At 35.5% G+C, this 15,358-nt stretch carries 14 protein-coding genes and 1 pseudogene; 6 read left to right on the top strand and 9 right to left on the bottom strand.

What is annotated here, in order from left to right; all coding sequences use genetic code 11:
- Positions 1 to 167: pseudogene (locus SAGCYANO_RS38940) on the bottom strand (HisA/HisF-related TIM barrel protein); the annotation flags it as partial.
- Positions 168 to 302: 135 nt separating this feature from the next.
- Here SAGCYANO_RS38940 and hisF point away from each other — a divergent pair.
- Together hisF and SAGCYANO_RS38930 are read left to right on the top strand one after the other, a co-directional pair.
- The gene (gene hisF / locus SAGCYANO_RS38935) at positions 303 to 1,073 is read left to right on the top strand and encodes an imidazole glycerol phosphate synthase subunit HisF (protein WP_202224919.1); all 771 of its coding nucleotides are present in this window, start codon (positions 303 to 305) and stop codon (positions 1,071 to 1,073) included.
- A gap of 89 nt (positions 1,074 to 1,162) precedes the next feature.
- The gene (locus SAGCYANO_RS38930) at positions 1,163 to 1,375 is read left to right on the top strand and encodes a hypothetical protein (RefSeq protein WP_202224918.1); all 213 of its coding nucleotides are present in this window, start codon (positions 1,163 to 1,165) and stop codon (positions 1,373 to 1,375) included.
- Between the two features lie 1,210 nt (positions 1,376 to 2,585).
- Here SAGCYANO_RS38930 and SAGCYANO_RS38925 read toward each other — a convergent pair.
- The gene (locus SAGCYANO_RS38925) at positions 2,586 to 3,251 is read right to left on the bottom strand and encodes a hypothetical protein (protein WP_202224917.1); all 666 of its coding nucleotides are present in this window, start codon (positions 3,249 to 3,251) and stop codon (positions 2,586 to 2,588) included.
- Positions 3,252 to 3,949: 698 nt separating this feature from the next.
- Positions 3,950 to 5,980, bottom strand: a complete 2,031-nt coding sequence (locus SAGCYANO_RS38920; protein WP_202224916.1) for a flavin-dependent dehydrogenase — start codon at positions 5,978 to 5,980, stop codon at positions 3,950 to 3,952.
- 304 nt (positions 5,981 to 6,284) lie between these two features.
- On the opposite strand from SAGCYANO_RS38920, the gene SAGCYANO_RS38915 reads away from it, so the two are divergent.
- Positions 6,285 to 6,518, top strand: coding sequence for a hypothetical protein (locus SAGCYANO_RS38915; protein WP_202224915.1), 234 nt, complete (start codon positions 6,285 to 6,287; stop codon positions 6,516 to 6,518).
- Between the two features lie 461 nt (positions 6,519 to 6,979).
- Here SAGCYANO_RS38915 and SAGCYANO_RS38905 read toward each other — a convergent pair whose 3' ends face one another.
- Positions 6,980 to 7,534: a tetratricopeptide repeat protein gene (locus SAGCYANO_RS38905; protein WP_202224913.1), complete on the bottom strand. Its 555-nt coding sequence runs from the start codon at positions 7,532 to 7,534 to the stop codon at positions 6,980 to 6,982.
- Positions 7,504 to 8,040 (bottom strand): hypothetical protein, encoded by a 537-nt coding sequence (locus tag SAGCYANO_RS38900; protein WP_237397115.1) that lies wholly within the window; start codon positions 8,038 to 8,040, stop codon positions 7,504 to 7,506. The genes SAGCYANO_RS38905 and SAGCYANO_RS38900 overlap by 31 nt, the downstream gene beginning before the upstream one ends.
- 76 nt (positions 8,041 to 8,116) lie before the next feature.
- Here SAGCYANO_RS38900 and SAGCYANO_RS51095 point away from each other — a divergent pair, with 76 nt between their 5' ends.
- Positions 8,117 to 8,287: a helix-turn-helix domain-containing protein gene (locus SAGCYANO_RS51095; protein WP_375340082.1), complete on the top strand. Its 171-nt coding sequence runs from the start codon at positions 8,117 to 8,119 to the stop codon at positions 8,285 to 8,287.
- Positions 8,241 to 8,906: a transposase gene (locus SAGCYANO_RS46730; protein ID WP_237397114.1), complete on the top strand. Its 666-nt coding sequence runs from the start codon at positions 8,241 to 8,243 to the stop codon at positions 8,904 to 8,906. Before SAGCYANO_RS51095 ends, SAGCYANO_RS46730 begins: the two co-directional genes overlap by 47 nt.
- Before the next feature lie 69 nt (positions 8,907 to 8,975).
- Here the strand turns inward: SAGCYANO_RS46730 and SAGCYANO_RS38890 are convergent, their stop codons facing one another.
- Positions 8,976 to 9,212 (bottom strand): hypothetical protein, encoded by a 237-nt coding sequence (locus tag SAGCYANO_RS38890; RefSeq protein ID WP_202224911.1) that lies wholly within the window; start codon positions 9,210 to 9,212, stop codon positions 8,976 to 8,978.
- 143 nt (positions 9,213 to 9,355) lie between these two features.
- On the opposite strand from SAGCYANO_RS38890, the gene SAGCYANO_RS38885 reads away from it, so the two are divergent.
- Positions 9,356 to 9,796, top strand: a complete 441-nt coding sequence (locus SAGCYANO_RS38885; protein ID WP_202224910.1) for a helix-turn-helix domain-containing protein — start codon at positions 9,356 to 9,358, stop codon at positions 9,794 to 9,796.
- Between the two features lie 351 nt (positions 9,797 to 10,147).
- On the opposite strand, the gene SAGCYANO_RS38880 is transcribed toward SAGCYANO_RS38885, so the two are convergent.
- From SAGCYANO_RS38880 to SAGCYANO_RS38865, 3 genes are all read right to left on the bottom strand, one after another.
- On the bottom strand, positions 10,148 to 10,870 hold the full coding sequence (locus SAGCYANO_RS38880) for an IS630 family transposase (protein ID WP_202224087.1): 723 nt from the start codon (positions 10,868 to 10,870) through the stop codon (positions 10,148 to 10,150).
- A gap of 504 nt (positions 10,871 to 11,374) precedes the next feature.
- Positions 11,375 to 13,096, bottom strand: coding sequence for an alpha/beta hydrolase (locus tag SAGCYANO_RS38870; protein ID WP_202224909.1), 1,722 nt, complete (start codon positions 13,094 to 13,096; stop codon positions 11,375 to 11,377).
- A 1,382-nt stretch (positions 13,097 to 14,478) separates the two neighbouring features.
- Positions 14,479 to 15,249, bottom strand: a complete 771-nt coding sequence (locus SAGCYANO_RS38865) for a class I SAM-dependent methyltransferase (protein ID WP_202224908.1) — start codon at positions 15,247 to 15,249, stop codon at positions 14,479 to 14,481.
- Between the last annotated feature and the right edge of the window lie 109 nt (positions 15,250 to 15,358).

Genomic DNA, 15,358 nt, shown 5'->3' with positions numbered 1-15,358 from the left:
TACCCTCAGTTAAAGCCTCAAAAATGTGCTGACAGTTACCTGCAACCGCCAGAAGCAACCACTGGAATTTGAACATTCTCTGCTATAGCTCTAGTAAGGGCTAAATCATAACCAGCTTGAGTTCCATCAGCATCCATACTTGTAACAAGAAGCTCTCCTGCACTCTTGACTTTTTGACCTCTAACTTCTCAGTGCAGGTATAGTGGGCATTTTGCCAGCACCTTTTTCTTCCCTTCTAACTTTTGACTTTTGACTTTTGACTTTTGACTTCTAACTCCGTCGTTTATAAATAACTTATTTCTATGCTAGCCAAAAGAATTTTACCTTGTCTTGATGTTAATGCAGGTCGAGTAGTTAAAGGTGTCAACTTTGTCGATCTTCAAGATGCTGGAGACCCTGTAGAACTGGCCCAAGTATACAATGATGCTGGTGCTGATGAATTGGTATTTCTTGATATTACTGCTACTCACGAAGACCGAGGTACCATAATAGATGTGGTCTATAGGACTGCAGAGCAGGTTTTTATACCTCTAACAGTTGGCGGTGGTATCCAATCCTTAGAAAATATTAAAGATTTATTAAGAGCAGGTGCAGATAAAATCAGTATAAATTCCGCAGCGGTACGGAATCCTGACTTGATTGATCGGGCAAGTGACCGCTTCGGGAATCAATGTATCGTAGTAGCTATTGATGCCCGTCGTCGTCTGGACCCAGATAAATTAGGATGGGACGTTTATGTGCGGGGTGGACGAGAAAATACTGGCAAAGATGCAATATCTTGGGCATTGGAAGTTGAGAAAAGAGGTGCAGGAGAGCTTCTTGTTACAAGTATGGATGCTGATGGAACTCAAGCTGGTTATGATTTAGCCCTTACTAGAGCTATAGCAGAGAATGTTCAAATTCCAGTGGTTGCTTCTGGCGGTGCAGGTAACTGTCAGCACATTTTTGAGGCTTTAACTGAGGGTAGAGCAGAAGCAGCTTTACTTGCTTCTTTACTTCATTATGGTCAACTAAGCGTGTCGGAAATTAAGAATTATTTGGCTAACCATCAAGTTCCTGTGAGACATGGTTAAGATGATATTTAGATTTTTTTAGTAAAAATTTTAGGGTATTTTTTTAAGAAATGTTGTTAGAATAGAGGAACTGTTACAAAATGTAACTTATGTTATTCACTATTCTTATTCTTGATGTGGCCTTAGTGGCTTGGTCTCTGCATCTCATGCAGGAATCATTCAATCATCGAGAGTTTTCCCTAATGCTAGCTGGTATTTTAGTTGCTACATCTGCTGCTGCAATGATGGTAGTTTATTTTCTAATTGGTACTTGCATGACTGACCTAACTCAAATGTCTCAACACTCCTATGCATATTTTTAAGCTGGTCTTGAAGGTATAGCATTACATAGGACATTCCTCTTTTGCCTGTTGCTTTTTCTTACCTAAGTACTGCGCAAACAACCCATATTTATTGTCCTGACCTAAAGAAGGTTGCTATATCATATTTCTGAATAAGTCCCTACACCTTGAAATATAATCCCATCGGGATGTTGTGAATTTTTTTTGATTAATCTCTTGTCTGCTGACAAAACTATAAAAAATCAGGTCTAAATATATTTAAGACTGTAGTTATATCAAGTCTCATTAATTAGCCATAATAAAAATGTTCTTCTGTTGAAGCGAGAATATTTTTTCTGTGCGGAATGTGGAGCAAACGAATTTTCCCTTGCTCCCTATTCCGTAAATTTTTATTTTGGTTATTCAAAGAGACATGATATAGCAGGGTAAGCATTTCCTGCGGAATGCTGCGCAAACAGCCGTCAGCTATCAGCTTCATTAGCTTGAATTGTATGGGTTAAAAACTCAAAACAAGTCTTTCTTGTGCTTCAATTTATAAGTGGAAAATGTAGTATAAGTTAAACGAAATTTTACTTCATTTATTAAAAAACTGAATGCGAGGACATTCGGGAGGAAGAGCTGACCGCTAATAGCTGTTTGCGCAGCAGTCCGCAGGAAATGCTTATATCATGTCTGGTTGAACAGTTATAAATAAATAACGACGGAGGAGTCAGGAGTCAACCCACCCCTAACCCCTCCCAGGAGGGGAACTCAGAACTCAGGAGGGAAGAAAGAAGAAGGAAGAAGGAAGAAGAAGAAGGAGAAAGTTTTTTTTATAACTAATTATCCGGACATGATATTAGATAGCAGGGAACAAGGAACAGGAAACAGAGGAAAAATATTTCCCTGTCTGAGGTTCATATCAGCATAAGTCCTCAGCAACTTATTCGTTGCGATATCAGGGTAAAAGCTTACCTTTTTTGTAGACTTCTAATTCTTACTTAGGGCGTGGCTGATTAAATCTAAAAGTATTGATATATAAAGGTTTTGGCATTTTTAGGTAGTGAAAAAGTAGCAGGTATTTGCCTTACGGAAGGCTCAAAAAGTGAGTATTGGGGTAAGTTAAGAGACAAAAAAATCTTGGGATAATTTTTCCTTTGTACGTCGTCTACAACTCCTGATTCCTCCTCTTCTCTTCACTACTCCCTACTCCCTACTCCCTACCTTAGCAAAAAGACTTTTTCAGCAAACTCTAATTAGAATTCCTTTGGTTTAGCGAATGTTCGTCTTGTAATTTTTTCATCTCTTCCCTAACTTCGATTGCTATTTCTAAGGCTTCGTTAAGTAATTTTCCATGTTCGCTAGCTTTGTCATTAATTTGCAAACCTGTCAAAGTATTAAAATTAAAGGTAAATAAGTCTGTATTATGATTAATAAATTTCTGATTTTCCCGGATAATTCGCTCGGTTTTCAAAGCTCTAATTAAATCTTCTCTAATTAGTTTGATAGCCTCTATAATTTTAGTACGATTACTTAATTTAACTTGGGGGTTCCCAGCAGCTTCAATTCTGTCATTAATAGCGATCGCTTGAACTATCGAATTATATTTATCTACATCCTCAAACAATCTAATCAGACGTTGATTTTTACGAGTCATAAATATTTTATAGATATCTTCTAAAAATAATCCTATTGCCATACCTAAATAAATAATTATTAATAATAAATGGTGTTTATTTAAGATTTGTACTACCATCCAGTAACTAACTAATAAAAGCAAAGCTATTAGTAAACTTTTCAAACCTTCTAATAAATATTTAGTTTTGGTGGGGGGTCGCAATATTTTACCTAAACTTACTCCACTTAGATGTTTAAGTTCACCCTTTGTAATTTCTAATCCTTCTAAATCTAACCGCATAATTCTTTGAGATTTTTAGTTCTAACTATGGAGTGAAGCTGGTTCAATAATTGATAATTGATAATGGATAATTGATAATTACCTCTGGTTAAAACAGAGAGGATTGAATATAAAGAAATATTATTTCTTTTCTCTTGGTCGATTGGATATGGCAAGGAGACCCGCTCTTATCAGAGCCGCTCCGCTTTTAGCGCAGCTTTGCGATAGCAAACGCCATCCCTTGACCGCCTTTTTCCCTTAAAAGGGGAGGCTTTAAACCAGAATTATTTAATTATTAATTATTAATTATTCGGTAACAGAAGAAAGAAGGAAGAAGAAAGAAGGCCAAATTTTACGCTGTCCGAGTTTTAAGCTTTTAATCTGTCCTGGTTCTTTCCTTCCACTGCTATATTTTCCGGTTATTCTCAACTCTCTAGCCAATCCTCTTCTTTATAAGAATAGGTAATTATTAATTGTTGAACATACCTATAAATTTGATTGTGAGAGATTGTGCTGTTAATTAGTAATCAAATAATATAGCGTTTTTTAAGTTACTGAGATACAGTTTTTTTCTTATTTTCTATTCCGTTTACGCGACCAATAACTTTATCCTTCTACTCCTCTTTCTTCTTCTTTCTTCCCTCCTGACTCCTGACTTCCCCTCCAGGGAGGGGTTAGGGGTGGGTTGACTCCTAAGTAATTAAGATTAATATCATACACTAATTCACCAACACCGATTTTTGTAGTGTAAATTTCACTTTTGGTTGACCAACATTATAAGTTAAGGCATAACTATTAGCCAATATCCAAAACCATAAACTAGGATAACGAGGTTCTAACCAAGGTTGAATCCAACGGGCAAAACTAGGCAACCATCCTAATAGGAAATTCATCAAACTAAATAAAGTGAAATTGATATAACTGATTGTCCAGAGTAATACTTCTTGAAAGTTGATAAAATCTAGAATCCACAATAAAAGATAAGGATTTTTTCTAGCTGCTTTTAGAGCTAATCTTGTAAAAGTAAACCAATTAGCCCTATCTTTAATAAAAGTATCTGCTACTTCTGGAGGTTCCTCTGCTAATAATCCAAAAAATGTATTCAATATAGAATTAATTCTTTGAGGAGGTAAAAACTTTCCAGTTGGTACCATCATGCCTTTAGAAAATAACCAAGTAACAGCAATATTACTTTGATAAGCACGAATTTGATTTAAGTGATTCGCACTGAGTAAATCATGTTTTAAAGCAGTATTTAGAAGATCGGTTAAACGAGGTAAATTTCTGACTAAAGAACCAAAACCAGTAAATACTAAAGGAGACTGGAGAGAAGCAGCATCACCGATACAAATTAAACGGTCAAAAGCTACCTGGCGATCGCTACCTTTGATACTAAAATGCCCAGGAATATAACCAAAAGTTGGCTTTTTCCAGACTAATTTATCCATGTCACACCGTCGATATTCTGGCAAAATTGCGAAAAAATCCTCATACATTTCTAACAAAGAACCAGGATTTTCAGGATGAACTTGATGGTAATGAAATAAATAAATTGCTAACTCATTACCAGCACAAGGGAACAACTCCCAAATTAATTGTCTGCCACGAGAAATATCGCCATGACTGTTGAGAACATCTCCATAATTTGAATCCCAAACTTCTGGTTCAATTCCACCATTAATTACTGCTCCAACTGTTGGACAGATACTGTCAAAAGCACGTTTACCATTTAATTGCCAAGCGATGGGAGAAGCACTACCCATAGCGTCTACTAACAAACGCCCAGAGAAAACTTGTTCAGTTTTGTTAGATAGATTTTGAGTATAAACTACAACTTTTTCTGGTTCAACTTCAGCTTTAATAAATTCTGTTTCATCTACAATTTTTCCTCCTGATTCTTGTAGTTTTATCCCAGATAAAGTGAGTGCTTTTTCTGAATCTAATGCCACATTTAAAACTGTAGGAGTATGAAGAATTGCAGCTTTAGCAAAGTCAGGGTTATTACTATCAAAAAATTTGTTAAATCCGTCTTGATATTCTCTAGCAATTAAACCTTCTATTTCTGCAGCAGTAAATAAACCCAAGTCAATTAAGCTTTGTAGTTCGGAGCGAGAAATATTCCATTCTCGATTCATTTTACCAAAAGTCAAACGTTCTAATAATAATACTTTGTACCCCAATTTTGCCATGACAGCTGCATGAATAACTCCCAGAGCACCACCAACATAAATTAGGTCATATTCAACAGAATTATTATTTGTTCCTAACTCCTTTTTCCACACTACTTGTTTTGGTGTTTGAGGATTTTTAACTGATTCGCGCCAACGTTTTTCCCACCAGTATAAACGTTTAAGATCGTATTCCCCTTGAGGCATTTTTTGAAAATATTTTACAGTCAGAGGATAATCAGATGCTAAAGCTGTAAAAATTGACTGATTTGATAGGTCAATTATGGGAGGTTCTGGATAATTTAAAGGAAATTCTTTTCTCAAGTTGCTAGTCAAAGATGAAATGAATTGTTTTTGTATTGAAGATACATTTCCTTGAGCAAAAACTTTGAGATAAGTAGTTCGTTGTAATGACCAGGTAAATACAGAAAGTTCTTGAGTAGGATCTTGAGAAAATTTCACAACAAAACCATCTGAAGTCAGAATTTTATCACCTAATCCCGACTGAAATTTATGCTGTAACCATTGACAAACAGTTTTTGTATCTGGCGTTGGTACTTCTAAATAGAGAATTTCTTTCATCTGTGTTTTTTGGGAATTAATTTTTAATCTTAAAGTTGACAATATTTTAATGTATGCTATGCTTATTAGATTAAAGTTTTATCTAATATAAAAGTTTACAATATTTTCTACTATTAAGTATACCCAAGAAAAATTTTTCTTTGGGTAGTATCTTTTTAAGTTTCTACTCTCTTTTGATAGGTAAAGATAAATCTGTCTCTAGATGGCTATCTTCAAATTGGTAAACATCGCTCAAGCCTACAAAATAGTTTAGCCCCAATAAGTAGAGTAGTGACAAAATCTCAAAGACAGTAAGGGAGTTGACATGAATTATCCTGTACCCACAAGCGATCGAGAAGTAATTGCTTTGCGACAACAACCAGTTAACGATGAACTTATTGCTCTAGCTATAGCTGGCGTAGTTAATGTTGCTCGTTCTCAAGGGAAGTCCATAGAGGAGCTTAAGGAGGAGGTTCTAGCAGACGATCATTTATTAAATATGGCCCAAAGACAACTGCTAAGTCAGATTCTTAGTGAAGCTTGGGAGTACTTGCTATGACTTACAAAAAGAAGGAAGAAGGAAGAGGGAAGAGGGAAGAGGGAAGAAGGAAAAATATGGCTTGCATATTTGCGCATTGGAATTAGTGTGGAGAGTTTGGGGGCGTTGCATATTTGCGCATTGGAATTATAGTTTTAGAGTAAAGAGGAAGTATAAAGATGAGATTTACCTTTTCTGCAAAGATTCATCTCTTGGTTCAGCAATGCCGAAGGAAAAAAATGACTTTGTCTGAGTTTGAAGCTTTTGATCTGTTCTAACCTTTCCTTAGACTGGTATCATACCAATTACCATGCATTAATGTTTAACTTAGGTAGCACTTCAATTATTAAGTAAATAATACAGACATAATCACCTTTTTGATAATTTGCACCCTAGGAGTGCATTAATTATTATTATGTTTACTTCTCCCTCACTTCCCTACTCCCCTACCTGACTCCTGATTCCTCTTCCTCCAATTAAATCTAATTTTGTTGAAATTTATCTAACATATCTACTGCAATTTTTTGATTATCAGAATCGCCATCTAACCCAAAGAAAAAAGCTGCCTGCTGAAAATTTTCCATCGCCTCACTTTGATTTCCAATTAAGTAGTAAACTATGCCTCTATTAAAGTATGACCTAGGATTATTAGCATCAATTTTGATAGATTTATTTAAGTCTTGAAGAGCCTTTTTCTGCTCTCCTATTTGTAGATATTCATCCCCTCGATAATAATAAGCTTGAGCATTTTCAGGATTAATTTCTATCGCCCGGTCAAAGTTAGCGATCGCTCCTATTCTCCTTCCCAATTGAGAATAAGCAACTCCCCTACTTAAGTAAGATTCACTTTGACCAGGATTAAGACTTATAGCTTTATTTAAATCCTTAATAGCACCTTGATAATTTCCTGCCTCCATCTTTTGTTTAGCCTGATTATTTAGATTAATTGCCTGTTTGGCAAAATTAAATCTTTTAGTTATTACTTGATAATTTTCTCGATAAAGCTTTAATTTTTCTCTAGCTTCTGGATATGACAAACTTTCTTCAGGAATTTTTCTAATAAATTAATTGCGTATTGCCATTTTTGCTGCGCTTGATACCAAGTCTCAACAGGATGAGGAGGATTTTGTACTAATAAAGCTGCTGCCATTGCAGATTGTTTTGCTAACCTTAAATAGATTAATCCATGTTCTGCTAAATAGAGTTTTCGCTTGACTGCAATAAGTTGATAATTTAGTTTAGTTATTTCTCTAGATACAGGTTGTAAAGGTACACCAGGCAGTTGAATAACTTGTTCTAAAGTATCTATTGCTTCTGGCAATTGAGTTAGAGCAGCTCTAAGTTTATTAACATCAGAATCTTGATTAATATCTCCTAAATTAGCTATCTTTGCTTGAGCTAGAGCTATGGATTTTTTTTGTACATTATTTAGCCAAAAAATTGAAATGCCATAACCTAAAAACAGGATAAGTATAATAACTTTGACTGGGTTTTTCTGACCCATAGTTGCTCCTTTCAATTTCATCAGTAAAGCAATTAGCACATCATGTATTAGCCGTTAGCTTTTTTTATCTAGATGTTGGTAGAAGACCCGCACTCTCCCGCAGGGGAGCGTCAGGATGAATACCAACCCATGGTATAATATAGCAGTTAATATTAGTAGCAGGTCGATAAAATTGAAAGCCAGGTACAAATACCGAATCTATCCAAGCCATGTTCAAATAACTAAACTAAATCAACTATTTGGTTGTTGTAGGTACGTTTGGAATCAATCGCGATTCACATTGTAATCAACTGTATACTAATGGTGAAAAGAAACCTAGCTATGTTGATTTAACTAAACAATTTATAACTCAAGCCAAAAAAGAATTACTTTGGTTAAAAGAAGTAGCATCCACTCCATTGCAACAATCTCTAAAAGATTTAGACCAAGCTTACAAAAATTTCTTTGATAGTTGTAAAGGTAAACGTAAAGGAATTAAAGTAAAGCCTCCTAAATTTAAGTTAAGGAAGTCTAGACAAACAGCTAGATTTGTAGGAGATAACTATCAGGTTAGTCAAGATAAAATTTACTTGCCAAAAGTAGGCAGAATAAAAATAGTTTTGTCAAGACCATTAGCTAGTAAACCTACTTCTGTGACAATCATCAGAGATGCAGCTAATCGTTGTTTTGCTAGCTTTGTTGTAGAAAATTGTGCTGAAAATTTACCTAAAACTGGAAACTCCATAGGTATTGATTTGGGTATTTCAACTTTTGCAACATTGAGTAATGGCGAGAAATTTAAGCTATCATTACCTCTCAAAAATAACCTTAAGAAATTAGCTAAGTTTCAACGTAAATTTGTCAAAACTGAACTAGGTAGTAAACGCGGTGAAAAACCTAGACTAAAAATAGGTAAGCTTTCCTAGGTCATGCTGCGCAAACATGGAAAAATTAAAGATATTAGGACTGATTTTCTGCACAAACTATCAACTGATTTAGTTAGAAAGTACGATGTCAACAGATAAAACATTATTTTTAGGCAGTAGGCAGTAGAGAAGAGTTGGGTCAGGTTTTTCTAATTTCTTCCTTCTTCCTTCTTCCTTCCTCCTTCTTCCTTCTTCCTTTGCTACCGGACATGATATAATTCGGCAAATTGGGAATAGGGGTGCAACCCCTTGGGGTGCTACACACGCACCTGGTAGCGCACTCCTGTGAGAACAGAAGAAAAACAACTATACTTCAGTAACTTGAGGAATGCTATATTCTTTGCTTTTCATTAAAAAAATATCAGAATAATTTACTTTTTGTATGCTACAGATATTATAGAAAAGATTTTTATCAGATAACAGCAGTATGGACTTGAGAGGAAATAAATATGGCCGGGGTATGTAAAATAGAAATTACAGAAACAGTCCCAGAACTCAAAACATTGCTAAATGGCCAAAAAACTGCTAGTGGCTTTCAGAAGATTCAGGCACTATATCTATTTAAAATTGGTCAAGTGTCAACTGTCAAAGAATTGGCAGTTACTTTAGGGGTAAATCGGATTACAGTACAAAGGTGGTTGAGACAATATCGCAAGGAAGGATTATCGGGGTTATTGCAGGTCAAACAAAGTGGGGGGCGCAAACCAGCAATTCCACCAGCAGCACGAGATGGGTTACAAAAACGACTTAACGACCCCGATAATGGTTTTCAGAGTTATGGAGAAATTCAAAAATGGTTGAAAGAAGAATATGATATCAATGCTTCCTACAAAGCAGTTTATTCCACAGTCAGATATCAATTAAAAGGTAAACTCACAAAAAATAAGTAGTATGGTGCTTTATATCATCTCCTGTTGAATACTTATAAATTAACGATGAAGGAGTCAGAAGTCAGGAGTCAGGAGTCAGGAGTCAACCCACCCCTCGCCCCTCCCCTCCCAACCCACCCCTAACCCCTCCCAGGAGGGGAGGGGAAGTCAGGAGGGAAGAAATGAACAGGACTTACGCAAATTTACCTTGAAAGCGCTATATGTAGGGGCGAATGGCATTCGCCCTCATTAGATTTAGTGTCTGTGCGTAAGTCCTGATCAAGAAAGAAGCAAGAATAAAGAGGAGGAAAAGAAGAAAGTTTTTTTGTCGCGTCAGCGGAACGGAGTTCTATAGCGCTATTACAGCGGTTTTCATATGAATAAACCACAATGTTCAAACCAACCCACGGCATCATCTTCAGTTATTTGAGCGATCGCTAAACTAATAACTCGATCCAATTGTTCTGAAGTTCGGGCCTCATAAGAACGGAGGAAATTTTTAAATTTTGACCAGCATAATTCTATAGGTGACAAATCTGGAGAGTAAGCTGGTAAAAATATTAATTTTGCTCCTGCTGAGTTAATTAATTCTTCAATTCTTGGCCCTTTATGAATACTTAAATTATCCATCAATACAATTGCTCCAGGCCATAATTGAGGTACTAAAATTTGTTCAATATATACTTCAAATATTTTTTTATTTGTACTGCCAATTACTGTCATTGATGCAATTAAACCATCTATACTTAATGCCCCTAATACACTTGTATTGCGACCTCGATTTCTAGGAGTATTTGTGACTACTCTTTCTCCTCTTGTTCCTCTGCCATAAGCACGAGTCATGCCTAAATTAACCCCTGATTCATCAACAAATACTAAATTATGTATATCTATTAAATCCAACCATTTTCGATATTCGTAGCGTTTTTGCTTAATATCTTCTCTCTCTTGTTCCGAAGCACAAATACTTTTTTTTCTAGTTATATTGAGTTTTTCACGCGTTCGATACATTGTTGATACACTAACTTTTACTCCTGTCTTACTTTGAAAATACTGGCATAATTCACAAAGTAAAATATCTGGTTTTTGTTGAATTTTCTGCGCTCATTAAAAATCAAAATAATTTTCAATTTTAGTCTTGGGTCCTCCTCCATGTTGTTTTGGATTCACAGTTCCTGTGTTTCGATAATGCCGCTCTGAAATTACGGACAAAAGTCAAACTAACTTGAAATCTTTGTGCTATTTGACGTTGAGAACCTTCTTTGTTTTGATAGGCTCTAATCACACGAAGACGTAAATCTGGTGAATATGGTCTGGCCATTTTTTCGTTTGGCGATCGCTCTAGATAACTATTTTGTCTTTAGTTACATTTTACACTTTTGTGGTTCACTCATCTGAAAAGCGCTGTAAATGAACATGATATTACTCAGGCAATAGGCAATCAAAAAACTGATTGCGCATTCATGTAGAGCAGGCCACAATTTTCTGACCATCTGAATGTGTATTACTATGATCATAATGTGCGGAATGATTTAGGTTTGTTCATATTATTTCCTATAGCTCACACCACACTCTTGAGATACCCAATTGGAGATCGTCTCAATTAGTTTTTCTTGCCTGTTTCAATGTTTTACTTAACTGAATTTCTGATAAAGACCGTACAAAACTCAGATTAAAAGGTTGTTCACCGATGGTCTGAGCATAAGATGCTTGCAAATATGAACTATATTCAGGGCGATCGGCGACATGGGTTTGGAAGAATGCTAAACCAAAAGCGTTAGCATAACCATTGACTACTTCTGGATCTGGTTGAATTAACTCTGCTAGAGAAGTAAAACTATTTTCTCTAATTGCCTCAAAATCAATATTGATATGATCTGCTCCCTCTGTTAAGACCAAATATTTATCAGGAGTTGTCAACCAAGTAAAAGAGTTTGCTTGTTCTAAAACAATAGGAGTAATTTTATCTTCACTTGCGCTTCCCCACAACACAGGTAACTCAATCTGACTTAAACCAGCTTTTCCAAATAAACTACTATTGACTGGATCTAGTACAAATATTCCTCCAATTCTATCATCTTTCAAGTTATATTTTTGAGGCTTTAATTCCAAAGCACGACACTGTAACAGCAGCGACATATTCAACACTTCCATTTGTGGGCCACAGTCTTGTTTTAGTTGCTGAAAGTTAATCTCTGCACCTGCTAAAGCAAAGGCAGTATAAGCACCAAAGGAATGACCAAATATACCTACCTTTTTCAGGTTTAATTGATTGTGGAATTGATATTGATTTAACTGCTCTAATTCATTTAATAAGAAAGAAATATCTAAGGGACGGTCAATAAATTCATTGCCATTGAACATCTCCTGAGTTTTACCTGCTAAAAACTTCTGGATATATTCATAATCACTACCTGGGTGTTGAGGTAGAGCAACAGCAAATCCATAAGAAGCTAAATGTTTAGCTAAACTTTCAAAATTAACTCCATTGGAACCTAAACCGTGAGAAATTACAACGACAGGAATTGATATTTCTGTTGAAGAGATGTTGGGTAAATAAAGTTGTACTGAAAAACGGCGATCGCGCCCTTCATCTTCCAGGATAATTTGTTGCTTGGAAAAGCGATATTGTCCTTTTTTCCTAATATCTGGTAACCGAGAAAAATCTACTTTTTCTTCTCTGTAAGCTTCTGTTTGTGTGAGATTTGCTACAGTTTCTATAAAAGTTTTTGTGTCTTCTTGTACAGCAGTGATTTTTTCAGTTACAGCCAAAATTTCTTTTGTATCTAGCCAGATTGTATCACTGGGAAAATGACGGATAAAATTGATGATACTTAAGCCGTTAGTATCATGAGCGGCCTTTAATAAAGCAGTTCTAATTTCTTCAGCACCATTTTCAACAGCAGTTAAATTCTCATTTTCAGAACTTGATGAAGTTTTGATTACTTGCCCTAAATTTCTGACGAATAATTCTCCCATAGGCGAGTTGATAAATTGAGAGACTATCTGAGGAGGAAAATTATAACGGTTTTGTAATAGTTCCCGATATTTATCTTCTTTTTCAGCTTCTAACAGTAGCATATAACTAGCTAGTTCATAGCTAATTTCTCCACTTTTGGCATAATTTTCTAATGCTGATACAGGAATAAAAATATTTAGACCTTTGTGACCAACAGAAATCTGCTTTGCTGCATTTACTGGTAAAGCAGTTAAAAGGGCAGGTATTATACTTAGGGTTAGAGATTTAAACCAATGGTTCAAAGTAGAAAAATCGCGTTTTTTCTTGTTTGTTTTTTTTGCTGGAAATACTTTATTTTTCACTCTTATTTTACTCCTAATTACTCCTAGAATTAATTAATGATTTTTCAGTTGCCTATGACTGCTTTTCGATAAAACATACTAACCCTAAAGTTGTTAATGCTAGACAAATAAATACACTATCTCCTAAGAAATTATTGCTTTATCGGAGGAATAATTCTATATAACTACATATCCAATCGACTAAGAGAAGAAAAATTTTCCTTTGAGTCAATCCTATTTGTTTTCAAGGAGAGGTAATTGTTAATTATTAATTATTCATTATTAATTATTAATTGTTGAAAGTGCCTTTGGAGATACTATAATTTCAGTATGTCAGAGTGTTAATTTACTTTTTGCATCGTTTTATACTGATTTTTTAGTCAATTTATAATAAAGTAAATCAAAATATTAAATCAGTAATTGAACATTTAATTTGCATATATTGCTAAAAGCGTATTAGAAAAATAGAAAGATTTAGTAAATTTTGCACTTTTACAGTGACTAAAAATAAGAAGCAAACGTAAGCATTTCCTCCGGAATGCTGCGCAAACAGCCGTCAGCGCTTTCCTGCGGGATGCTACGCAAACAGCGTTCAGCTATTGCTTTTAGTTTTAGATAAAAGCTTTAGTAATTGAGGCAGAATTTATACTTACATTATGTCCGGTTGAATAGTTATAAATAACGATAGAGGAGTCAGGAGTCAACCCACCCCTCGCCCCTCCCCTCCCAACCCACCCCTAACCCCTCCGGTGGAGGGAAGTCAGGAAGTCAGGAGTAGGGGCGCCATTCGGAGCTATGCGCAAGTAAACGGCCGAAAGCTTGCGCATAACTATCGTTAACGCCCCTACAGGAGGGAAGAAAAAGAGGGAAGAAAAAGAGAAGATTTTTTCATCACGCTCTTATCCGGACATGATATTACTACCAAAGTCGGCTGAAACAGTCTATATTCATTTAAAACCCCTCATGAGAGCTGAGAGCTGACAGCGAGCTATCTGTTTGCGCAGCATTCCGCAGGAAATGCTTACAAGCAAACTAAATGTGTAGTTTATTTGCCACTGTGTATTGATAGTTAAAACATATCATAGTTAATATTTATGAACTGAGATAATCCATTGCTTTTTCTACTAGCTCTTGAAAGGATAGCTACAAGAATAAGATATATTATCTCATATTAAATCTATATTAACAGGACTTACCCATGGATACTAAATCCAGTGAGGGCCATATAAAGCGGAGCTTTGCGGAGCGCAAATGCCATTCGCCCTCTCCCTGTATGTAGAGTCTCTGGGTAAGTCCTGATGATATTACTTTATAACAGGGTGGCAATCTAGGATTTATCTCAATTTCTACCCTACTCCCCTACTATCTTAATAGGATCTATATGCAATTAGGCGGATTGAATATCAAAACTGATTTGGAGTAATTATTAACTTGGGTTCAGCAATATATAGTTCTGTACGATAGACTAAATAAACTAAACCTTTTTTATCTACCCATCGCTCATATAATCCTTTCAAACTTGCCGTAATTTGTTCTCGTTCATAACCTTGATTTGGCACTGATGAAGAACTCATAATACGACCTATTAATCCTGGTAAATCTAACTCTTGTCTGTGAGCAAATGTTGAATGTTGGAAATTGACAAAATAGGAACTTTTTTCTATAGAAGCAATTGAAAAGTGTCGCTTTTTTTTAGTGTTTGGATGATGTTTAGATATCTCCTTCATTAAGTTACTATTTTCTTTGGTAAATCCATCTTCTCTATTCCAGTTATTCCATAAAAGTGCTAATTTGCCAGATGGTTTTAAAATCCTGTGAAATTCCTGTAGAGTAGGTTCGAGATTAAACCAATGAAAAGCGTGAAAACAAGTCACTAAATCAACTGATTCATTAGGAAGATTAGTCGCTTCTGCTGTTGCTTCTCTAAACTTTATTAAAGGGTGAGATTGAGCAGCATTTTTCATTGAAATATTTGGTTCAATAGCTATTACATTAATACCTTGTTCAGCTAACATTCTAGAACCAATTCCTGTACCAGCTCCAATATCTGCTACTACTAATTCAGAAGGATTTTCAAATCCAGAAATCATTAAAGCGATCGCTTCTTTTGGATAATTTGGTCTATACTGAGCGTAATCTTTGGCTCGATCAGAAAACCGATTTAGTGGGTTCATTGGCTCTCAGCATACCTTAACTAATATTACTTTGAACAACTTTAACTCATTTATCAAATCATGGCATTTAACGAAGTCAGAAGTCAGAAGTCAGTAGGGGCGTCCTTGC

Source organism: Okeania sp. KiyG1, assembly GCF_014132355.1.
GTDB lineage: Bacteria > Cyanobacteriota > Cyanobacteriia > Cyanobacteriales > Microcoleaceae > Okeania.
The sequence above is the reverse complement of the archived record's forward strand: the minus strand, read 5'-3'. Positions and strand labels throughout refer to the sequence as shown.